Below are 23,444 nucleotides of genomic sequence, written 5' to 3'. Positions count from 1 at the left end.
TGCAAGCATTGTTATTATTGTATCATATTCAAGGCAGTCCACACATTCTTATGTATAAAAACAGCAGCCTACAGGAGGTGGAGTAACCTGTAAGCTGCCATTTCTGATGTTATATCAAGATCATGCGCAAGGGAGCTTTAGAAGACACTTACCGCACCGCTGAATAATCTTATTAAACCTAAGATGGCAAAGATTACAATGAATCCCATTAACACATAGTCTCTTGTGATAAGTTTGATACCGTTGTTCTTTTGAACAAACATGTAAACGAAAAGTCCTGGTACATATAACAGCATTGTCAACAGCAAGTAGTCCACACCCGCTGCGTAAATGAGCCAGATAGCATATATAGATGCGATAATACCTACGGCCATTTGCACAGTGCTGTTTCGATCTTGTTGTAATGTATATTTGAATTGATAGAATGCACTGAATGCATAAGGTACCAAGATGGCACTAGATGCGAGTGAGAATGCGAATTGGTACGCACTATCAGTGAATAACATACTTACTAAGAATAATTGTACTAAGATATTCGTGATTAATAATGAGTTGACAGGTGCGCCGTTTGCGTTTTGTTTTGCAAACCATTTAGGGAACATTTTATCTTTTGCAACGATGAATGGTAATTCACCTGCTAGCAATGTCCAACCTAACCAAGCACCGAGTACTGAGATGATTAAACCAATGTTTGTCACAACTGAACCCCAATGGCCGACGATGTGTGCTAATAATGCTGCCATTGATGGGCTGCTTAATTCAGAGATTTGGTTTTGTTCGATAACACCTTGTGCAAGTACTGTTAATAAGAAGTAGATGACTAATACAATCAATAGACCAAGTACTGTTGCTGTCCCTACGTCTTTTTTAGTTTTCGCACGGCCAGAGAATACGACCGCACCTTCAATACCTGTAAATACCCAAACAGTGATCAACATTGTACTCTTAACTTGTTCCATGATGTTAGAGAAGTTAATCGGTAATGCAATGTTGTCTTTCATTCCTGCAAATCCAGCCATAAAAGTGTCAAAGTTGAATGCGACAATCATACATACAATCGCAAGGAAGATAGGAATCAATTTAGCCACTGTTACGATACTGTTGATTAATGCGGCAGTTTCGACTCCGCGCAAAATCAGGAAGTGTACACCCCATAGTAAGATGGAGGCTACGATAATACTAGGAAGTGTGTTGCCGCCTTTGAATATCGGGAAGAAGTTGCCGACTGCTGACATCAGCAACGTAGCATAAGCGACGTTTCCTAAGAATGCTGCGAACCAGTATCCCCATGCACTAGAGAAACCGACGAAGTCACCGAAACCTGCACGTGCGTAACTGTAAATACCACCGTCTAAATCCGGTCGTTTATTTGTTAAATTCTGGAAGACGAATGCGAGTGATATCATACCGACTGCGGTAATGATCCAACCGATAATAATCGCCAATCCGCCGGCATTGCTGCCCATGTCTGAAATAATATTGAAGGCACCGCCGCCGATCATTGAACCAATGACCAAACCGATTAAAGCCGTTTTATTGAGTTTATTTTGTTCTCCGCTCATTTTCAAAACTCCTTTAATGCTCGAGATTGCCTCAAAGCATGTCTTGTCAATTTATTTAATTTTTTGACGCTATACTGCTTTAATTGATGTTAAGGGCATGTGCCTCTTGCTCATTTTCAAAATCATAGGCCATGTTTTAAACACGTTGCCGTGAATAGGTATCATTTTTATTTCAAAGCAGTATTTCAATCTAAAGGCAAAGCTTTAAGTGATGACGTCGAACCACTTCTATTGATGCAATCCTTACCACTTAAAGCGTTGCTGTATTCAGATTTAGATATCTTCACGGTATAGCGGTTGACTCATGCAACGTGGGCCCCCGCGTCCGCGAACCAATTCACTACCAGTGATTTCAATAACTTTAATACCTTTGTCGCGTAATAATTGGTTTGATACATAGTTACGGTCATAAGTGACAACAACACCTGGACGGATAGTCAATGTGTTAGAACCATCATTCCATTGTTCACGAGGACCAACGATTGGGTCGCCGTTACCAGTAGGAATGAATTCGATGTGATCTAAGTGCAATGCGTCTTTTAATGTTTCTTTCAAGTCTGTAGTACGTGTGATAGTAATATCTTTTCCATCTTCTGTTGGTTCAAGAGTGAAGATATTCATATCGTCGCCTTTTTTCTCGATTGCTGAGTGAATTGTGAATTTATCGTAGTCAATCATTGTGAATACTGTGTCTAAGTGCATGAATGCACGTGTATTCGCAATTTCAATAGCTACAACTTTTTTAATTTTAGATTCAGGGTTCGCAAAGATTTGACGTGCTAATTTTTCAATTGCTTGTGCTGATGTTCTTTCAGAGATACCTACTGCTACAACTTCTTCAGAAAGCACTAATTCGTCTCCGCCTTCAATGTTGTAATCAGAGTTTCTGTCTAACCATACAGGTACATCTGCATCTTTGAATCTTGGGTGATGTTTTAAGATATAAGTGAAGAAGATAGATTCTCTGCGACGTGCCGGCCAGAACATACGGTTGATTGTCATACCATTTCCGATTGATGCTTGCGGGTCACGTGTAAAGTAAAGGTTAGGCATTGGGTTCATATAGAATGGATAAGAATCATCTAGGTATTCCACTAAGTGTGATTTACCAGTTTCAACTTCTTCTTTACGTACACCTGCCATTACTTTTTCAACTAAGTCTTTGTTATTTAAACCATCGAATAATTTTCTAACTGCATCTTCATGTCCTAATAATGTGTCTTCAGATTCAGCTAAAACGTCTTCAATGAATTGTTTGCGCACTTCAGGATCTTCAATCGCTTCTGCTGCTAAGTCTTCAAGGTAGACAACTTCTACACCTTCATCGCGTAGCACTTGTGCAAATTTATCATGCTCTTCTTGCGCTACTTTCAAGTACGGGATATCATCAAATAACAATCCTTCTAGATACTCAGGTACTAAATTTTCTAATTCTTTCCCAGGTCTTTTAAGCAATACCGTTTTCAATTTACCGATCTCACTGTTTACTTTAATTGGATGTTCATTCATTTGTGAAACCTCCTTGTTTTATTTATCTACATTGTAAGCCCTTTCAACTAATACTCATGTGAATTAAATCACATTATAAGTGTTGTATATTTCACACTTATTCTTTTATTCATTGCATGTTTTTGTATATTTAATACATTTTCATGGGTTTTGCATGCATAAAACCGAATAATCCCTTGATTTACAGAGTCATAATTCTCAAATAAAATATTTTATTCATTTTTTAGAGAATCTATGCATTATCCTTATTCGATTTCACTTATGTGGCTGAATTAACACCATAAACCCACAATCCTAATGAGGGCGCAAGAATAAAATTGAGCATTACTTTATAAACAATCCCTCCTAATGTGGCTATACCCTGCTAACGCAGAAATACAGATAATTTACATTATTTTAAAATTGCACATAATATAGCTTAAAAAAACAAGGAAACTGCATATGCAATTTCCTTGTTGAACCTTTCCTATTGAGTTGTATGTCACACTTTAACCCACACTTCAACACAAGTCTCCGCTGCTTGATTAACGATTTGAATCTTAATCAATGAACGCTCTTCTTTCAAGTTCATCCATAGTTGATCTGTTCGATGCATCATCTTCTTGTATTTTACTTCTATTTCTTGGACAGTGTTTAAATTTTCTTGATGCTTAGACAATGTCTCTAATGCGGCCATTACAATATAGTCGCCCGGCAAAATATGGTTTTGAAGATGTATCGGGTTATAATCATTCACTTGTTTCAAATAATCTAATACATCTTCCCAGTCTATAGCTAAAGGAATATATTGAGATGATATTGTTGACTGTTTTGTTGGTTGTTTGGCCTTTTGTTCTATCTTAAATGATGAATCAGGCTGTTCAATGAATGTTGTTGTTATTTCCATACACATTTTATTGTCACCCAATGATGCTATTGTAAGTACATAACAGTAGTGTGTAAACTGTCGAAGTTTCCTTTGTGATCTGCATATTAATTCTGCTTCATAGCTTTCCCCTTCAATTAAAGGTGCATATTGACAGATGACTTTGTTTCTTAAAATCAAAGGTGCTTGGTGCTGTTGTTGAAAGTCATCAAAAGTATGCCATACCTTCGTCAGATAAAAGGCATCTAAATTCAATGAACGATGCGCTGGTTTCGGCGATTGCCATATCAAAGTTTGTTTCATTTAATCTTCTGCCTTTTCAAATAGGGATGCGATACCTAAACCGCCTCCGATACCGATTGCGGCTAACAATTGATTACCCGGGGAATAAGCTTGAATAGAAAGCAGACGTGCTACTAAATTAGCACCGCTGGCACCGTAAGGATGCCCTTCTGCTAAAGCACCGCCGAACGGATTGACTTTTTGTTCATCTAATCCTAATAAATCTATAGAAGCTAATACTTGCGAACTGAATGCTTCATTAAACGCTGTCCAATCTATATCAGCAACTGACAGATTGCGGCGCATCAATAATTGTTCTGTTGCTGGAACAGGACCGATGCCGAGTAATTTAGGATTCACACCTGCGGTTTGTGCATCTGTAAATTTAAGTAAAGGCTTTAAGCCTAAAGCTTCTGCTTTTTCTTTCGACATAATCAACACTAATGCGGCACCATCGCTTTTTGGACATGCATTCCCTACTGTAACAGTTCCGTCTTTAAATAATGGTTTTAAACGTGATAACCGTTGCGCTGTCATCTTTTGTTTTGGTGATTCATCTTGCGTTACTGCTTCGCCATGAACCGTTAACGGTATAATTTCTTGCTGGATTTGGGATTGATAGGCAAAGTATTGATGATGACTGCGTGCAGCCCATGCATCTTGGCGTTCTCGGGAAACTTGATAAACTTGTGCGACATTTTCAGCTGCTTCTAACATACTTGGATCTCCCATAGTTTCTGGTGTGAACGGTGCACGTTCATAAATCTCTGGAGGATGTTTCTCATACAGTGATTGCGGTTTTTGAATTTTCCAAGGTGCACGACTGACAGACTCGACACCGCCAGCTAAATAGATATCGCCTGCGCCAGCTTGTACCATGCGGCATGCGATATTGACAGCTTCTAAACCTGAACCGCATTGGCGATCTACTGTCATACCGGGAATATGATATGAAAGGCCAGCATGCAGCAGTGATTTGCGTGCGATATTACCGCCGTTGCCGACTGTATTGCCGATAATGACATCATTAATATTTTCTGCAATAGCAGGATGCAGTTGTGTCATATGCTTTATCAGCGGTTGAAGCAAGTCTTCTGGTTCTAAGTGTTTGAATAAGCCTCCGTATTGACCGATAGGCGTACGTTTTGCCTCAATAATCACTGCTTCTCTCATTATGATTGCCTCCCGTATTTTTCAATCATTTGCTGACGTGCAACTTTACCGCTGGAAGTCCAAAGCATTTCTGGAACTCTAATAAATCGCATCGGTACTTTATAACGTTCTAAATGATTGCGTAATATTTGTTTCACTTCACGAATCTCTAAATCCGTTTCTGATTGATAGTAAGCAATCAGTACTTCTCCGAGTTCAAAATGCGGTACGCCATTAACCATAACATGTTGAATAGGTGTCGTTTCAGTAATCACACGTTCAACTTCTTCAGGATAGACATTCATACCGCCGACAATGACCTTATTATTTACACGACCTTCTAAAATCAGTTCTTGGTCATCTGTCATTCTGGCATAGTCTCCTGTCGCAATGGTATCTTCGCTTGAAATAGATTCAGCGCCTACATAACCTGAAAAGACCATTTCACTTTGTACGTGAAGCTGACCGACTTGTTTAGAATCAGGCAATTGTTTTCCGCTGTCATCTGTTAAAATGACTTTCACGCCTTTAAATAACTTTCCGACATTTTTCGGTGCGTAATCTGTTACATGGTGATATGAAATAAAACTCGCTTCACTCGTGCCGAAGAATTCAATCACTTGTGCATTCGGCAGTTTCTGTTTGAATTTTTGAATGGTATGCGGTTCTAACTTTGCGCCTGAAGATAAAAACGTTACTGAAACTTCGGATAATTGTTTCGCATCAAACTGCAATAGCTGTTCTAGTACCGAAGGTACAATAAAAACGGCCGCACCATTTTGTTCTTGTAATTGATGCAGCAGCTGCACAGGGTGATATTCCATTTGCATATAGCATGTCAATTCTGAATGATAAGCATACATCATCGCATAAAGCGTTAAAGAATGAGCCAATGGCCCCGGTGCAATAATACAAGAAGGCTTCGTCTCTAAAATTGCATCGTTGGCATCATAACTGACATCCCATGAATGACGGTTGCGATAATAGGCTTTAGGCATGCCAGTTGTGCCTGAAGTAAAGCCAATGTGCAATAAGTCATTTGGCGGCATATGCAATTCATGCAGTTCCTCTGAAGCTTCTGCTTCATTTAATTGTTCCAGTCTGACTGTATGTACATCTTCAATCTGTTTATCCGCAATCACTTGTGTCACTTCGTAATGCGCTAAGATTTCATGCAGCTGTTCAGATGTCCATTTTGAATCTAATACCACAGGCAAGTAGCCTGCCCCTTGAATTGCTTGATAAACACGCATAAATTGAGCAGGATCTTGTATTAAAATACCGATACGTTCATGTGTTGCCCATTGTTGTATAAACGGTACATCTGATTTCAAATAATGATTCAGCTCTGACTGTGTTAATCGGCTTGCTTCAGTTTGAACCACATTCAAAGACATTGTCTTTCCACCTTCCTCTTTGCTATAAAATAATCATTTTTATTTTAGCATATTTCCTTTAAATCAATCTTAATTAGTACAAATTTAAATATAAAATACTTTTGATTCCTTATATCCACGTCACTAAAATTATTGTATACTAACCTTGAATAAGAATTTAGCAAAAGTGTTTTTACAAATAAAATAAGATGACCCACATCCTATTTTATTCACATACAGTGTTTTATCCTCTCAAACTAGAAGTATCATCTTAAGAAATGGAGGTCGTTTATGGAACAAGCACATAGAATATTGAGCATCTATACACGTCTGATTCAGCAAAAAGTGGTTAATAAGCACGAACTTTCAAATGAATGGGGTGTCTCTTCGAGAACGATACAGCGTGATATCGATAATATTCGGAATTTTCTATATGACACCGATGAATGGCATGGTTACCGAAAAGAAATCACCTATAATCATAGAATGGGCACCTATGAAATGGACAGTTCAATTTCCAACCACGAAGTTTCGCTGTATTTCTTGCTGGCGCTATTAGAAACCGTTTCACCTGAAATCGATCAGCATCTCTACAATTATTTAGAATTACTGATTACAACCTTCCATACCCAACATGAAACAGAATTACGTACACATTTATCCAAACTAAAGGTTGTTAAGCGGTATGAACAGTTAAGTAACATTGTACTTGCTTCTAGAGCGATTCACACCTCTCGCAAGCTCTATGTGGATTCAAATAAAGAAATTACTCCTATCGGAATCCAGTATAATAACTTCACTTTCAAATTAATGTATAAGATAGACGATCATATTCAATCTACAGATTTAAACCAAAAAACCATCACTCTGAGTCCTAACCATTTCCATGCTCAATCTATTTATAACACGATTCACTGGGTTACGTTTGAACTTGTGCCTGAACTTTACCAATTAATCCGTCATAAATACCCGCATGAAATTATTAAATTAGTAGATAAAAAGTATTATGTCATCCGTATCAAATTGTGTGTAGAAGACGCGATTAACTTTTGTTTCACTGCAAGAAATCAAGCACGCCTCATAGGACCAGAAAGTACGTATCAAATTGTGATGAAAGAATTATTAAAACTCCAAGAGTCTTATCTGTTTACACGTTTAAGCAACAGCGAATACTAACCTGCTAGCTGCAAGTACTCAAAACAATGAGTATCTGCAGCTTTTTTCATTTTCAGTTCTTTCCTATATATATGTGAATTCTAGATATTCTCCCACTACATAGTCATGAACAACAAGATAATTATAGCAATATTATTCATCAGGTCATCTGATGACATTATGTGTCATATACTGTGGATAAGAGCAAAACAATTTAATAAAAAAACGTATTCATTTTTCTAATAAATGAAAATACATGTCTATAGGCGTTGTGTAGAATTAATACATAAGCAATTTATATTTATTTCATCTTTGTAAGTCTATCAATGTATACTCACTTTATTTAGGAGGATTGGAAAATGAAAAAGAAACAAATATTTTCTTTACGCAAATTTTCTGCGGGCATTGCATCAGTTTCATTAGGGACACTTGTATTTTTAGGGGGAAGCCAAGCTGTAAATGCGGAAACACAAGACTTGAACCAAGCAACTCAAGAAGCTTACAACACGATCAATAACTTGCCTAGTCTGTCTGACGCACAAAAAGATGCGTACAATCAGCAAATTTTAGTTGAAAGCGGTCAAAACAGCACACAAAAATTCGATGCTATTTTAGCTGACGCGCAAAATATGAATTCGCAAAACGCACAAGCACAACAAGCGGCAGCTGAAGAATTGAATCAAAAAACTGCAGATGCATACGCAGTCATCAACAACTTGCCAAGTCTGTCTGATGCACAAAAAGATGCATTCAACCAACAAATCTTAGTTGAAAGCGGACAAAACAGCACGCAAAAATTTGATGCTATCTTAGCTGATGCTCAAAACTTGAACGATCAAAACGCACAAGCACAACAAGCTGCAGTTGAAGAGTTAAACCAAAAAACTGCAGATGCTTACGCAGTCATCAACAACTTGCCAAACTTATCGGATGCACAAAAAGATGCATTCAACCAACAAATCTTAGTTGAAAGCGGACAAAACAGCACACAAAGATTCGATGCTATCTTAGCTGATGCTCAAAACTTAAATGCACAACAAGCTCCAGCCGAAGAACAAACACCAACTGAAGAACAAGCACCAACTGAAGAACAAACATCAACTGAAGAACAAACATCAACTGAAGAACAAGCACCTACAGAAGAACAAGCTCCTGCTGAAGAGAATAAAGCAGAAGACAAAACAACAGATGAAACTACAACAAAAGAAGATAAAGCAGCTGAAGAGAATGCAAAAGCTGATGATAAAGCAGAAGCGCCAAAAGCTGACGAGGCGCAATCATTAGATGAAAAAGCAGAAAAAGCACATGATGCAATCGACAAATTAGAAAACTTATCTCAAAAACAAAAAGATACTTTCCATACACAAGTTGCCAAATCCCAAAAAGAAGATAAAGGTTCTAAAATCGAAGCTATCTTAGCTGATGCTGAACAATTAAATGATCAAGCTGCACCTAACAGCACTCAAGCTGATGCTGTGAAAGATACAAAAGCACCAGAAGCTGCTGCTAAAGAACAAGCTGCTGCTGAAGCAACAAAAGCTGACGGCAAAAAAGAAGAAAACAAAGTGAAAGAATTACCTGCGACTGGTGAAAATGATCAAGTATTATTCGGATTGCTTTCAGGTTCACTATTTGCAAGTGCAGGAACTTTATTCTTATTGAATGCACGTCGTCGCAACGAAAAATAATTAAGTATAATCTCTCTATTTGTAATAAGTCTTAAAAAATAACTCCCCAATATCCCTTTGAAGTCTGGCAAATGATTTGTCAGGCTTCTCTCTTTGACAGCAAAATTAAGTATTCCACTTATAAATCAACTATAAGTGTCATAATATGTCACTCTGTTAATGAAATCGGACGTTAAATTTACATAAAATTTTCATAATATTTTGTATAGTGCACATATCCGTCTATGTATGTTGTGTAAAATAGTTACATATCTATATATTATCCATATATTTATCACTGTTACTATGCATAGTTACTATAGGAGGAATAACACCATGAAGAAAAAACAACTATTTTCTTTACGTAAATTATCAGTCGGTATCGCATCTGTATCATTAGGTACAGCATTAGTATTCGGAGGAAGCAGTGCACAAGCTGAAACTCAAAGCAGCCCTGCTCAAGCTGCTTATCAAAAAGTAGACGCTTTACAACACTTAACACCTCAAGAAAAAGCAAACTTCAAAAAACGTATCGAACAAAGTGCTCAAACTCAACAACCACCTGTTGAAGCAGTACTTAACGATGCAGTTCAAGCAGACCAAGCAAATGCTAACCAAGCTGCTGTTAAAAAACAAGTTCAAACTGCTCAAAATGTAGCTAAAGAACAAGTTGAAAAAGCACAAGCTGAAGTTAACAAATTAGCTAACATCTCTAAAGAAAACAAAGCTATCTACAATGCTAAAATTGCTAAAGCTGGTGTAGCTGAAATCCCTGGTATCGTTAAAGATGCTAAAGCAGTAGATGCTCAAGTTCAACTTGCTAAAAATGCTGCTAAAGAACAAGAACAAAAACAAAAAGCTGCAGGTCAAACTCAACGCTCAATCGACGCATTGAAAAACCTTTCTGCTAAAGAAAAAGCTGGTTTCCACAAACAAGTTCTTAGAAACGTTGAAGTTGGACAATCAACTGAACCAGTTCTTAAAGACGCTAAACAATTAGATGCAATCAATGGTGCTACAGCTAAAATCGCTGCTTTACACAACTTAACTGACCAACAAAAAAATGGTTTCTACAACCAAGTGAAACGTAATGCACAAGTTGGCGCTGCTGTTGAATCTGTAGTTAAAGATGCTACACAACTTGATAAAATCAACAGCGAAGAAAAAAATGTTAAAGAAAACCATTCACAAGATGCACCTAAAACCACTAAAGATTTAGCTCAACACGCTTTTGATACTATCAGCGGTTTAACTAACTTAACTGATCAACAAAAAGGTGCTTTCAACAAACAAATCAATAGCGATATCTCTAACAACAACTCTGCTAACCTTGAAAACATCTTAAACAACGCTAGAGTCTTAAATGCTAAAAACGCTAAAGACAAAAACGTTAAAGAAGATCATTCACAAGATGCACCTAAAACTACTCAAGATTTAGCTCAACACGCTTTTGATACTATCAGCGGTTTAACTAACTTAACTGATCAACAAAAAGGCGCTTTCAACAAACAAATCAACAGCGACATCGCTAACAACAACTCTGCTAACCTTGAAAACATCTTAAACAACGCTAGAGTCTTAAATGCTAAAAACGCTAAAGATAAAAACGTTAAAGAAGATCATTCACAAGATGCACCTAAAACTACTAAAGATTTAGCTCAATACGCTTTTGATACTATCAGCGGTTTAAACGACTTAACTGATCAACAAAAAGGCGCATTCAATAAACAAATCAACAGCGACATCGCTAACAACAACTCTGCTAACCTTGAAAACATCTTAAACAACGCTAGAGTCTTAAACGCTAAAAACGCTAAAGACAAAAACGTTAAAGAAAATCATTCACAAGATGCACCTAAAACTACTCAAGATTTAGCTCAATACGCTTTCGATACTATCAGTGGTTTAACTAACTTAACTGATCAACAAAAAGGCGCATTCAACAAACAAATCAACAGCGACATCGCTAACAACAACTCTGCTAACCTTGAAAACATCTTAAACAACGCTAGAGTCTTAAACGCTAAAAATGCAAAAGATAAAAACGTTAAAGAAGCAGGTTCTTCACAAGCTCTTTCTAAAGCTGTTTTAGATAAAGCAAACGCAGCACACAAAGCTGTAGCTGCTTTGAAAAACTTAACACCTGCAGAAAAAGCTGCTTTCCAAACTGAAATTGCTGAAGCTGCACACCAAGGTAAAGATTTACAAGCAATTGTTAAAGCTGCTAAAGATGCAGATGCATTAAAAGCTAAAGTTGTTAAAAAAGATGATAAAAAAGCAACTACTACAACTCCTGCTAAAACTACAAATAAAGTAGATAACTCAGGAAAAACTACTGGTAACACTACTGGTAAAGACCAAGTAACTAAAGACGGTAAAAAAGCACCTGCTCAAGGCGTAAAAGCTCCTCAAAAAGCTGCAGACCAAAAAGCTGCACCTAAAGCTGCTGCTGCTCAAAAAGCTAAAGACGCTAAAAAACAATTACCTGCAACTGGTGAACAAGATCAAGTATTATTCGGTTTACTTTCTGGTTCAGTAATCGCAAGTGCTGGTACATTATTCTTATTAAATGCACGTCGTCGTAAAGAAAACGAATAATCAATTCATTATTCTTTCCATAATTTAACCCACCTATAACAAAACCCGACTGGGAAATGGTTTAACACCGTTTCTCGTCGGGTTTTCGTTTATTTCTTTTAATTTAAAGTGCTGTGTAGCCTCCATCAATTGTGAAAACACTACCTTGTGCAAATGATGATGCATCTGAGGCTAAGTAAACAACTATGCCGCCTAGTTCTTCAGGTAAACCAGGTCGTCCCATAGGAGTGAAGCCCATCCAATCATCAATCATTGCTCCTCCTTGTTCAAAAAATGGTTTAGTCAATTCTGTTTTCATATATCCTGGTGCAATCGTATTTACTTTAATATTATATTTTGACCATTCCATCGCTAAACTTTTAGTCAACATAATTACGCCTGCTTTTGAAGCATTGTATGAACATTGTTCTTGGGGTTTATTAGCAATAATACCTGACATACTTGAAGTATTAATAATATTACCATAGCCTTGTTCAATCATTTGACGACCAACTGCTTGGGCAACTAAAAAGACTCCATTTAAATTTAAATTAATCACTTTATTCCATTGTTCATAAGTCATTTCTTCCGCTTTAGCATTTATAGTCATTCCAGCATTATTAATCAAAATATCAATTTTACCAAACTCATCTACAACATCATCCACCATTTTTTGGACATCATCAGGATTGGTAACGTCTACTTTTAATGATGTTGCCTTAACACCCTCAGTTTCTCGAATAGTTGTTGCAGTAGCTGCAGCAACATCTTCTTGGATATCTGCAATCACAATATTTGCACCTGCTTGTGCAAGTGCTGTTGCCATTGCTTGTCCTAATCCCATTGCTCCTCCAGTTACAATCGCTACTTTATCATCTAATCTGAACTGTTCTAAAATATTCATATAAATCACCTTTCTATTTATTTTTGTAGTGATGGTTGTTTAACTTTCATAAAGAAGGTCAAAACAAATCCTATACAATAGATAGCCGCATAGACCCAAATTGTTGTTAAAGCATTACTAAACATAAGGACTATTGTTGCTATTGCAGGTCCTAAGAAGTTACTTAACCCTGCTGATAAATTGTGAATTGAAACAGCTGCACCTTTATGTGTCGGCTCAAGTGTAGGGAATATTGCGGACATCGGTACAAATGCTGCAACGGCAAATCCAAATGCAATTGCAACGATACATGTTATCCAAAAATTAGGTCCGAACCATAACGGTACATAGTAAAATGCTAGTGTAGAAACTGCCATACCTATACAGCCAAACCACCTTATTTGCTTAACCCAACCAATCTTATCACCAACAATTCCCCAAAATAGGTTAGTAAAGATTGTCACAATATACATGAAGCCCCAAATTTGAAGCCATTGAGATGTACTGAATCCAAAGTCATCAGTAAATACCGATGGCATGAAAGCAACTAAACCAAATAAAGAAAGCTGATTAATAATTCGAACTAAACATGCAATTGCAATTTGAGGGTTGCGTAATATTGTCACACCTCGAAGTATTTCACCAAACATCTCTTTAGCATTGAGTTTATCACTTTCTTTAACTTTACCTTTTTGATCTTTAACTAAGAAAAATGCCATTAATCCGCCTATTGCAATAAAGATTATTGAACTCCACAGTGTTCCCATGAATCCAATAAATGGTATTGTAAAGCTTGGTAAGTAAGAACCTAATACTCCAATACCTACTGAATACATAGCCCAAAACCATCCCATTGCAGATGCAAGACGTTGAGGAGGAGCTGAGTATGTAATCCACACAACAAAGCTATAGATAAACATCGGATAAGCTAATCCTCTGATACTATACATGATTACCATCATCATATAATTATGTGTCTCTAAGCCCAACACTAAAAACCCTACATGGAACACTATCCATGTTATAAATGCAAAAGTCATCAATCGTCTTGGACTGAATACTTCTGCTAAAACACCGGATAACCATGATGCAATCGCTACAACCAGCCCGTACGTTGTGAGTACTGTAGAAGCTTGGCTAGCACTGAAGCCTATATGTTGTATGTACTTAGATAAGAATGCTTGTTCAATACCATCACCGGTCATGAATACAGCGACTGCCACATAACCCCATATTAAAGTCATGGGCAGTCCTAAAAACTGTTTCGATTGATTTCTCTCTATAGTTTTCAATTTATTCACCTTCATCTATTTTTCTGACTTAAAATCTTCAAAATATTGCTCCGCATTTCTTTCAAGCGGTAAACCTGCTTCAAATCGTTGAATATAGTTTTTAAAGCTTTCGATATCTTCTTGTTTAGGGTTGATGACTAGGTCATCAGTGCCTTTGAATGCTTGTTGGTTAAGATAGTCCGATAACTTTTTGTCGTTTCCGTCTACTAGGTAGCGTGCAAGTACAGCGATACCCCAAGCACCGCCTTCACTTGCCGTCTGCATAACACTGACCGGACTTTCTAACGCTGCAGCTAAGAAGCTCTGTGCAACGCGTTCTGTCTTGAAGATACCGCCATGTCCAATCATACTGTCTATTTCGAGTGCTTCATTTTGTTTTAATAAATCAATACCGATTTTCAGCGTACTGAACGCACTGAAGATATGTGTTTTCATCACATTCGCTAAGTTGAATTGACTGTCTACACTGCGGATGAACATAGGATAACCTTGTTTGACATCAGTGATGAATTCACCAGATACATAACCATAAGAAAGCAAGTGTCCTAAAGCCTTATCTCCTTCTAAAGCCTTCTCAAACATACGTGTAAACAGGTCTTCTTTTGTATATTTTGCCCCCATAGTATCTAATACTTCCGCAAAGAGGTTCATCCATGCATTGATATCAGAAGTACAGTTATTAGCATGAATCATTGCGACCTCATCACCGGCTGGCGTTGTGACTAAATCTACTTCAGGATATAAACGTTTAAGCTGATGATCTAATACAATCATAGAGAAGATGCTTGTTCCGGCAGATACATTACCCGTTCTTGGCGCTACACTGTTCGTTGCGACCATTCCAGTCGCCGCATCTCCTTCAGGTGCACACATAGGACAGCCCGCTTCTAACTCATGATTCGGGTCAATAAGTTTTGCGCCGATTTCTGTGAGATACCCTGCATCCTCACCAGATGTTAAAACCTTAGGCAGCACATCACGCACATCTTGTGTATAGCCTTGTGCATGATACAGCTCATTAAAATGGTCTAATAAATCTTCACGAAAAGCATGTGTCTTAGGATCGATTGGGAACATACCTGAAGCATCGCCCACACCTAATACACGTTCTCCAGTGAGATACCAATGTACATAACCTGATAAAGTAGTCATGTAGCGGACTTTGCTTGTATGCGGTGCATCTTGAAGTGCAGCATCATAAAGCTGCGCTATACTCCATCGTTCAGGTATATTCACTCCAAAAGCTTCTGTTAATTGTCTTGCGGCATCATGCGCATTATTATTTCTCCATGTACGAAACGGAACGAGTAAATCATCCTTTTCATCAAATGCAAGATAACCATGCATCATCCCGCTGATACCTAACGATTGAATTTGTTTAACCGTTGTACCATATTCTGCTTTAATCGCATCTGTCATGGCACTGTAGCTGATTTGCAGGCCATTCCATACATCATTTAATGAATAGGTCCAAAATCCATCTTTAAACACGTTCTCCCATTCAAATGATCCCGTCGCTATTGTTTCGCATGCTTCGTTTACTGCGACTGTTTTAATACGTGTCGAACCTAATTCAATCCCCACACTGATATTGCCTGCTTCAATTTGTTGTTTGATAGTATTCACTGTATCCACCTACTCTAAGTTATCAATTTAAGGCAAACTCTATGTATATGTTAGCGTTTGCATAAATATTAGAGTAACAAGTAAGCGTTGTCAATATAATCACACTCCAATGTATATATTTACACAATAACTTTCTAGTTACTTTATATTTTATGTACATATTTAAGTTCTAATCACTTATTTTGTTTTTTTATTTAGAGTGGCCACAAATTAATGAGAATCATAAAAAAAGGCCTGCCCCCGTCAAAGAAGCAGACCTGATTCACCTTATACTTTTCTATAGCGTTTTAATCCTACAATGTTCAGTGTAGTAAAGACGAGAATAAACAGCAGAAGCATTACCACATCAAACCAGAAATCTCCGATACCTTGTGCTTTAATCATGATTTTAGTCAAAGCATCACCTGCATAACGTAATGGGAATAAATATCCGATACTTGCGATAAAGCGGTTCACATTATCGAGTGGAATAATACCCGAGAATAAAACTTGCGGAACTACAATTATCGGAATGAATTGCAGCATTTGAAATTCTGAATTTGCAAATGTAGATATGAATAATCCCATAGATAATGCGGCGAAGGCGATGAGTATATTAATCAACAGTACCCATAGTAAATTGCCTGCCATCTCGACTTTCAATAAGTAAATTGAGAATAAGACAATAATCAATGTTTGTACGACCGCAAAGATACCATAGCCAGCGAGATAACCAAAGACAATCTCGCTGCGCTTAACAGATGTCGCAAGGATACGTTCTAATGTCCCTGAAGTACGCTCTCTTAATAAAGCAATACCTGAAATCAAGAAGACAAATAAGAATACAAAGAACCCCATTAAGATTGGGAACATTTTATCAAAATAACTGCTGTCTTGATCACCGTATAAATAATGTGCTTTTAATGACGGCATCTCAGATTGTGTTGTTGATTGTTTAGGCTTTTCTCCCGGCATTTGAGACATTTTTGTTTGGATGGATTTCATTTGATGTTCGACTGTCTGCATTTTCTCTTTTTGAAGCGCACTTGCGAGTAATTGTTTTACAGCCGACGTTTTACTTGGGTTTTCATTGGTATAAGTAACTACTAACTGGTCACCTTTCTTCTCTACATATGCATCTAATTGATGTTGTTCGATTACATCTTGTACCTTGTTGGTCTTTTGGTACGTGTGTGTATGTGCTTTATCATCAGGCAAAGCTTTAATAAGCGAATGCGGTACGTCTTTCGCAAAACCGATTTCTAATTGTTCTTCGTTATCGCTGTTAAACAAGAAGAACATTATCGTAAGGATGACCAAAGGGACAAGGAACATCAGTGCCAATGTTCTTTTATCACGGATTAAGTCTGTAATAACACGTTTTAATATTGCTTTAAATCTCATGCCCTTTCGCCTCCTCTGCTTTTAAGAACACTTCTTCGATACTTTGTGCATTAAATTTTTGTTTCAAGTCTTTTGGAGAGCCTAAGGCAAAGATTTCGCCATCTACTAACAATCCAACTTGGTCGCATCGTTCCGCTTCATCCATAACATGTGTAGTCATCAGTATGGTTTGACCTTGTTTTGCGAGTTGGCGCAATTCATGCCAGATTTTTTGACGCAGACTCGGATCAATCCCTACAGTCGGTTCGTCTAAAATCAACAAATCCGGATGCCCTAATAATGTGACTGCTAAAGAGAGTCTGCGTTTCATACCCCCTGAAAATTGATGGACAATTTGCGTCAATTTATCTTCTAAATCCACCAGCTGCATATAACGCTTGATTTCATCATTGAGCTTTTGTCCTGACAAACCTTTCAGATTCCCAAAGAATACTAAATTCTCTTTAGCGCTTAAATTTTCATAAAGAGCAAGAGTCTGTCCCATATAACCGACATGGCTCAATACCTTTCGATTCGGCATAGGCTGGTCATAGATTTCAGCTTTCCCTTTATCTAAAGCTTCCATACCCAACCAGCATTTAATTGCGGTCGTTTTACCTGATCCGCTTGGACCGATTAGTCCCATAATTTGACCTTTCTTTAAAGCAATCGATATATCTTCAAGTACTGTTTGTTTACCAAAAGCTTTATGTGCATGCGCTAACTGTGCTACAACCTTATCCAATTGCATCCCCTCATTTCTTTACTTTGCATCTCTTACCTTCATTATAATAGATTTGTACATAAACGAAATGCTTATGTGCATTGTATTAAAATCTGATTGATTTGCTTAACCTATAATCTGGCTTTACAATGAATATAAGTGTTAAAGCACATTATGAAAGGAGGATGTATCCATGTCTCCAGTGTTAAGTTGGATTGTTTCACTTATCATTTTTGCGATTGTTATCGGTGCCGAAGCGACATTAATGAAACGCATTAAAGGCGACTTTAACTTAATCGTTCCAGTCATTGCAGTCTTATTAATGACAGGTCTGTTTATCACAAATGTATTGAATATTCCATTCTTTATACTCTTTATTATTGTCAGTGCTTTCTTTGTATATAACTTATCAGACGGTACAGTCAAAGGGTTTAAAGGATTTCAACGCTAAATCTCTTCAACATATCCAATCAAATTGGGTATGTTTTTTTATGCATTTCTGGCTGTCTGGTGAATTATGATACGATAATCATAGTATAAGTGGTAAAGGAGGTTAGCATCATGCGTCTTGCGTTTAGTCTTGTAGGTGTTGTTGTATTGTACCTAGCGGCATTCTTTTCACAGAATTATATTATCCAGCATACTAACAAAAAGTATAAGTATGTGGTCCCCACACTCTTCTTGATAATTATGCTGGTCTTGCTTTTAACAAAAATCATTACGTTTTCTACTTTTATCATTTTCTCAGTAATAGGTGCCTTGCAGCTTTTTGGTTTAGAACAGCAACTCAAACGTAATAAACAAAATAAAGCTTTGGCTAAGAAGAAAGAACATAACGAGAAATCAGATCTTAAATAAAGGAGCATCTTAATAATGTCAGATAGTGTTATGCACTGGGTTATTCCGATTTTGGCACTTATCATTGCGGTCATTTTACAAAAGCTGGTCGCATCCAAACTCGGTGGCAATTGGAAATTCATCGTTCCTGTCATTTATTTAATTGTGATGATTGGCTTTTACATTGCCCATCTCTCATCACTTTCTTCAACAATCATTTTAATCGTATTGGGCGAATTCTTTATCGTGTCCCAAGGTTATAAATCCGACCGTTCACATGATGAAACCGCCTAAAAACAAAGGAGAAGCGACACATACATTGTGCTGCTTCTCCTTTGTTTATCAAATCTTTAAAAATTCATTTGTTTAATTCTATGTGCTTGTTCTGTCTTTTCATCTGCTTCTCTTTGTTCACGCTCTTGTAAATTCGTTTTATAGGATACCGGCTCTTCTGGTTTAGCCATTGCGTGATGCAGCGGTTCAATATTGCGATGGCGTTTATCTCTGCTGTTGACCGCATAGAAATGTTCTCTGCGTTTCTTTTCTTCTGATGCTTCATTTAGATTAGAATCTTGCTGAAGATATTTCGGACGGTTCTTCACTTCATAATAAATACGTCCGATATATTCTCCCATAACACCGAGTGAAATTAATTGAATACTGCCTAAGAATAGAATCGCAAAAATAGTTGTGAAGTAACCTGGTGCTTTAATGCCGTTAAATAGGATTAACAAGAAGTTGATTAATAGATAAATGATACTGATACCAAAGATACCAATACCGAAATACATAATCGTACGCAGCGGCTTATTGTTAAATGAAATAATACCGTCTACGCCGTAATCTAATAGTTTAAAGAATGACCACTTAGAATCCCCTGCAATACGCTCTTGGTTTTCATATTCAATTGTTTCGGTTTTATAACCGACCCAAGAGAATAATCCTTTAGAGAAGCGCTGTGTTTCATCTAATTCAGCCAATGTTTTGACAACACGCTGGCTAAGCAAGCGGAAATCGCCGACACCGTCTTCAATCGGCACATCTACAAAGCGGTTAATCAATTTATAATAACAATGCGTCATCAATTTACGCGTCGCTTTTTCGCCTTCTCTGTTGCGTTTTGCGATAACTTGGTCTGTACCATTTTCTAAATACTTTTCAATCATTTGCGGAATCAATTCAGGCGGGTGCTGCAAATCACCGTCTAAAATAATGACCGCATCTACATCTTGGCTTTGTTCCAAACCAGCATACATTGCTGCTTCTTTGCCGAAGTTTCGGCTGAATTCGATATATTTTACATGTGAATCATACTTACTATAATCTTTCACCATTTCAATCGTACGATCTTTACTGCCGTCATCCACAAAGAGCAGATCGTAATCGTAATGTTTCGCTTTAGAATCTTGGTCTAATACTTTTCTTAGTTCTTTGTATGTGTAATTGATAACATCTTCCTCATTAAAACATGGGATTAACATTCTTACTTTAACCATTCTATAGCTCCGTTCTATTTTAAAATGTCGCCACTTAATATACATCATTATGGGTTATTTCATACTATACCCGCTTTCGAACATTAAATTTAAACATCTCCTGCTTTTCAATGCATATCTATGATTTTGATTCACATTATACGTGATAGCTCTAGGTTTTTTCTAATAAAACCTTACATTTTTACAGAAACTAAATATTATTAATCTCATTGAAATAATAGCCTTAGAATTAAGCAAGAAAAACATAAAAAAAGCCCGAAGGCAAGGGCTGTACCGCTTGCCTTTGGGCTGAAAAGCTACCTTTTTAAAGAATGGTCGGCTCTTAATATAAGCCTTTTGTTTGGTTGCTTGTATCGATATAGATATTTTTAACTTGTTGATAGTTTTGGATAGCTGCTTTGTAAGTTTCACGGCCGATACCTGATTTTTTGTAGCCGCCGAATGGTGCGCCTTCAGGTACTTGGTTGTAAGTGTTGACCCACATACGGCCCGTTCTTACTGCACGCGCAACTTTTAATGCACGGTTGATGTTTTCTGTGAATACACCGCCGGCAAGACCATATTCTGAATCGTTCGCGACTTTAATTGCTTCTTCTTCGTCTTTTACTTTAATTACTGTTAAAACAGGTCCGAAGATTTCTTCTTGTGCTAATTTGTTGTCATTATTGTCTACAGCAATAATAGTTGGTTCGAAGAAGTAGCCGTTCGCTAATTCGCCTTCTGTTTTACGATTGCCGCCGACTAAGATTTCAGCACCTGATTCTTTTGCGTAATCTACATAACTTTGGATTTTATCCATTTGTGCTTTACCTGTTTGAGAACCCATTTGGATATTTTCATCTAATGGGTCGCCGACTTTAATACGTGCGAATGCATCTTTAAGACGATCCATTAATTTATCATAAATGCCTTCTTGTACAAGTAATCTTGAACCTGCACTGCAGACTTCGCCTTGGTTGAATAAGATACCTAATTGGATACCTTCAACAGCAACATCTAAGTTTGCATCATCTAAAATAATGTTGGCTGATTTACCGCCAAGTTCTAATGTTGCAGGAACAAGACGTTTTGCTGCTGCATCCGCAACTTGATAGCCGACATCTGTTGAACCAGTGAATGATAATTTGTCGACACCTTCATGGTTGAAGATTGCATTACCAGATTCAGAACCTTTACCAGTTAAGACGTTCACAACACCGTTCGGTAATACTTCTTGGAAGATTTTAGCTAATTCAATTAAGCTGAGCGGTGTAGAAGATGATGGTTGAATGACAACTGTATTACCTGCCGCAAGTGCTGGTGCCAACTTCCATGCTGCTAATAACATTGGGAAGTTCCATGCAACTACTGCACCTACAACACCGATAGGCTCATGACGTACAATACTCATGACATCCTCGCTCATATCATTGACTGTTCCTTCATCTGTATCGATGACACTTGCGAAGTATTCGAAGTGGCGTGCTGCTAATGGAATATCGATTGTTGATGTTTCACGGATCGGTTTACCATTATTTAATGTTTCAATCATTGCGAAACGGTCTTTTTGTTCGCGTAATTTATCTGCGATTTGACGCAATAATGTTACACGTTCTTCTTTTGGTGTTTTACTCCAGCTGTCAAAAGCTGTTTGTGCAGCTTTTACTGCTTTATCTACATCTTTTTCAGATGCTTTCGCAACTTTTGTTAAAACTTCTCCTGTAGCTGGATTGGATACTTCAATTGTACTTCCTGAATCACTAGGTACAAAATCACCATTAATAAATAAATCATAACTGTCTTGGATATAATCTCTAACATTTACACTCATGATTGAAATCCTCCTCATAAAGTTGATTGATTTATAGCTCAAGGCGATAGAAATAAGACATTCACCTTGTTAAAACCGTGGGTAATTCGTTTTTCGTTGTATTTTTATTATCACATAACTAAATATGTTCGTCATATAAAGTGCTTACAAACTGAAATACAACGAAAAAACTCTGCCAAAACAGCAGAGTTTAAAAGTGTCGATCAGATTATTTAACATGTGTTAATTCTAATTGATGCACAAGATGTTTCAACATCGCATTTGTTGGTGTCGGAATACCGACTTGTTCGCCATAAGCTTCGATTTGACCGTTAAGGTAATCTACCTCTGTAAGACGGCCGCTGTATAAATCTTGGTGCATTGACGGATGATGCAAACCTTGTTTATCAGCTGGATACGCACCTTCGATTTTATGGATAATCGTATCATTATCAAGTTCAATACCTTTGGCTTTTGCGACCGCAACAATTTCACTTACAACAAGTTGCACCATTTCTCTTGATGCTTTGTATTGCGCAAACTCGATCAGATTTTTATCTAAGATCGTACAAAGTGGATTCAATACACAGTTCAATGCTGCTTTATACCATACTGACTGCATCACTTGCTGACTGATTTTAGGATTCAAACCTGCATCTTCAAAGACTTTATTGATTTCATGTGTACGTTCACTTTCTTTGCCGTCGATACGTTGGAAATCAATTGTACCTGTACCTTCTAATAACAATTGGCCCGGTCCTCTTAATCCGGCAGTCCACATTGTTACTGCAAGGTAGATTTGTTCTGGCGGTACTACTTTTGAAAAGCGTTCGTCATGTCCTAAACCGTTCATCATTGTTAAGACTGCTGTATCTTTTGTAATAGCACCTTTGTCTTTTAATTGCGTTAACATTTCAATTGAATGCATCGCTTTCGTTAAGATAATCACTAAATCATATGAATGTTTTACATCATAAGGTGTAATCATATTGGCATCTACAGTATACGTATCTGTTTCTGTTTGAATTTCAAAGCCGTTTTTTTGAACAGCTTCTACATGTGGTTTCCAATCATCGATAAATGTAACATCATAACCTGCTTGTTGAATTTGTGTCCCTACACGGCCACCCATAGCGCCTGCTCCGGCAACTGCAATTTTCATTTGAATCTGCTCCTTATTTTGTTATTTCGATAGAAACATTTCTATCGAATCTAATGGTGTTCATTTACATTTTAGCACAATCATTTTACTTTGTTAGAATTTTATGACAACTACAAGTTAAAAATAAG

Annotated in this window: 19 protein-coding genes; 6 read left to right on the top strand and 13 right to left on the bottom strand. The window is 37.3% G+C overall.

The features are described 5' to 3' along the window. Positions 1–137: 137 nt before the first annotated feature. The 5 genes from arcD to DVJ99_RS12310 all read right to left on the bottom strand — a co-directional run bounded on the left by arcD (position 138) and on the right by DVJ99_RS12310 (position 6,767). Positions 138–1,562: an arginine-ornithine antiporter gene (gene arcD / locus DVJ99_RS12330; RefSeq protein ID WP_114604468.1), complete on the bottom strand. Its 1,425-nt coding sequence runs from the start codon at positions 1,560–1,562 to the stop codon at positions 138–140. Positions 1,563–1,835: 273 nt separating this feature from the next. After that, positions 1,836–3,071, bottom strand: coding sequence for an arginine deiminase (arcA, locus tag DVJ99_RS12325; RefSeq protein ID WP_105994169.1), 1,236 nt, complete (start codon positions 3,069–3,071; stop codon positions 1,836–1,838). 481 nt (positions 3,072–3,552) lie between these two features. After that, positions 3,553–4,239: a hypothetical protein gene (locus DVJ99_RS12320; protein WP_114604467.1), complete on the bottom strand. Its 687-nt coding sequence runs from the start codon at positions 4,237–4,239 to the stop codon at positions 3,553–3,555. Continuing rightward, positions 4,240–5,391 (bottom strand): thiolase family protein, encoded by a 1,152-nt coding sequence (locus DVJ99_RS12315; protein WP_114604466.1) that lies wholly within the window; start codon positions 5,389–5,391, stop codon positions 4,240–4,242. Continuing rightward, positions 5,391–6,767 (bottom strand): AMP-binding protein, encoded by a 1,377-nt coding sequence (locus DVJ99_RS12310; RefSeq protein ID WP_114604465.1) that lies wholly within the window; start codon positions 6,765–6,767, stop codon positions 5,391–5,393. Before DVJ99_RS12310 ends, DVJ99_RS12315 begins: the two co-directional genes overlap by 1 nt. A gap of 270 nt (positions 6,768–7,037) precedes the next feature. Between DVJ99_RS12310 and DVJ99_RS12305 the strand changes: the two genes are divergently transcribed. The 3 genes from DVJ99_RS12305 to DVJ99_RS12295 all read left to right on the top strand — a co-directional run bounded on the left by DVJ99_RS12305 (position 7,038) and on the right by DVJ99_RS12295 (position 12,166). Beyond that, positions 7,038–7,922, top strand: coding sequence for a helix-turn-helix transcriptional regulator (locus DVJ99_RS12305; protein WP_114604464.1), 885 nt, complete (start codon positions 7,038–7,040; stop codon positions 7,920–7,922). Positions 7,923–8,260: 338 nt separating this feature from the next. Next, entirely contained in the window at positions 8,261–9,589 is a 1,329-nt protein-coding gene (locus tag DVJ99_RS12300) for a YSIRK-type signal peptide-containing protein (protein WP_114604463.1), read from the top strand. Between the two features lie 315 nt (positions 9,590–9,904). Continuing rightward, positions 9,905–12,166, top strand: coding sequence for a YSIRK-type signal peptide-containing protein (locus DVJ99_RS12295; protein WP_162912215.1), 2,262 nt, complete (start codon positions 9,905–9,907; stop codon positions 12,164–12,166). 103 nt (positions 12,167–12,269) lie between these two features. Here the strand turns inward: DVJ99_RS12295 and DVJ99_RS12290 are convergent, their stop codons facing one another. From DVJ99_RS12290 to DVJ99_RS12270, 5 genes are all read right to left on the bottom strand, one after another. Further along, positions 12,270–13,049 (bottom strand): glucose 1-dehydrogenase, encoded by a 780-nt coding sequence (locus tag DVJ99_RS12290; RefSeq protein ID WP_114604461.1) that lies wholly within the window; start codon positions 13,047–13,049, stop codon positions 12,270–12,272. A gap of 17 nt (positions 13,050–13,066) precedes the next feature. After that, positions 13,067–14,335 carry an MFS transporter gene (locus DVJ99_RS12285; protein WP_114604460.1) on the bottom strand — a complete coding sequence of 423 codons (1,269 nt, stop codon included), beginning with the start codon at positions 14,333–14,335 and terminating at the stop codon, positions 13,067–13,069. After that, positions 14,336–15,946: a xylulokinase gene (locus tag DVJ99_RS12280; protein ID WP_114604459.1), complete on the bottom strand. Its 1,611-nt coding sequence runs from the start codon at positions 15,944–15,946 to the stop codon at positions 14,336–14,338. 267 nt (positions 15,947–16,213) lie between these two features. Then, a complete protein-coding gene (locus DVJ99_RS12275) occupies positions 16,214–17,329 on the bottom strand; it encodes an ABC transporter permease (RefSeq protein ID WP_114604458.1) in 1,116 nt (371 codons plus the stop codon). Then, positions 17,319–18,059, bottom strand: a complete 741-nt coding sequence (locus tag DVJ99_RS12270) for an ABC transporter ATP-binding protein (RefSeq protein ID WP_114604457.1) — start codon at positions 18,057–18,059, stop codon at positions 17,319–17,321. Before DVJ99_RS12270 ends, DVJ99_RS12275 begins: the two co-directional genes overlap by 11 nt. A gap of 166 nt (positions 18,060–18,225) precedes the next feature. On the opposite strand from DVJ99_RS12270, the gene DVJ99_RS12265 reads away from it, so the two are divergent. The 3 genes from DVJ99_RS12265 (at position 18,226) to DVJ99_RS12255 (ending at position 19,163) form a co-directional block, all read left to right on the top strand. Further along, the gene (locus DVJ99_RS12265) at positions 18,226–18,483 is read left to right on the top strand and encodes a hypothetical protein (RefSeq protein WP_114604456.1); all 258 of its coding nucleotides are present in this window, start codon (positions 18,226–18,228) and stop codon (positions 18,481–18,483) included. Between the two features lie 110 nt (positions 18,484–18,593). Next, positions 18,594–18,890, top strand: coding sequence for a hypothetical protein (locus DVJ99_RS12260; protein WP_114604455.1), 297 nt, complete (start codon positions 18,594–18,596; stop codon positions 18,888–18,890). 15 nt (positions 18,891–18,905) lie between these two features. Beyond that, the gene (locus DVJ99_RS12255) at positions 18,906–19,163 is read left to right on the top strand and encodes a hypothetical protein (RefSeq protein WP_114604454.1); all 258 of its coding nucleotides are present in this window, start codon (positions 18,906–18,908) and stop codon (positions 19,161–19,163) included. 56 nt (positions 19,164–19,219) lie between these two features. Here the strand turns inward: DVJ99_RS12255 and DVJ99_RS12250 are convergent, their stop codons facing one another. From DVJ99_RS12250 to DVJ99_RS12240, 3 genes are all read right to left on the bottom strand, one after another. After that, positions 19,220–20,365 carry a glycosyltransferase family 2 protein gene (locus DVJ99_RS12250; RefSeq protein ID WP_114604453.1) on the bottom strand — a complete coding sequence of 382 codons (1,146 nt, stop codon included), beginning with the start codon at positions 20,363–20,365 and terminating at the stop codon, positions 19,220–19,222. 322 nt (positions 20,366–20,687) lie between these two features. After that, entirely contained in the window at positions 20,688–22,175 is a 1,488-nt protein-coding gene (locus DVJ99_RS12245; RefSeq protein ID WP_114604452.1) for an aldehyde dehydrogenase family protein, read from the bottom strand. Positions 22,176–22,383: 208 nt separating this feature from the next. Further along, positions 22,384–23,316, bottom strand: a complete 933-nt coding sequence (locus DVJ99_RS12240) for a ketopantoate reductase family protein (protein ID WP_114604451.1) — start codon at positions 23,314–23,316, stop codon at positions 22,384–22,386. Positions 23,317–23,444 lie beyond the last annotated feature (128 nt).

The organism is Staphylococcus sp. EZ-P03 (assembly GCF_003344575.1).
Taxonomy (GTDB): Bacteria; Bacillota; Bacilli; order Staphylococcales; family Staphylococcaceae; genus Staphylococcus; species Staphylococcus simulans_B.
Note: the sequence above shows the minus strand (reverse complement) of the source record. Positions and strands in the feature narration are given on the sequence as shown.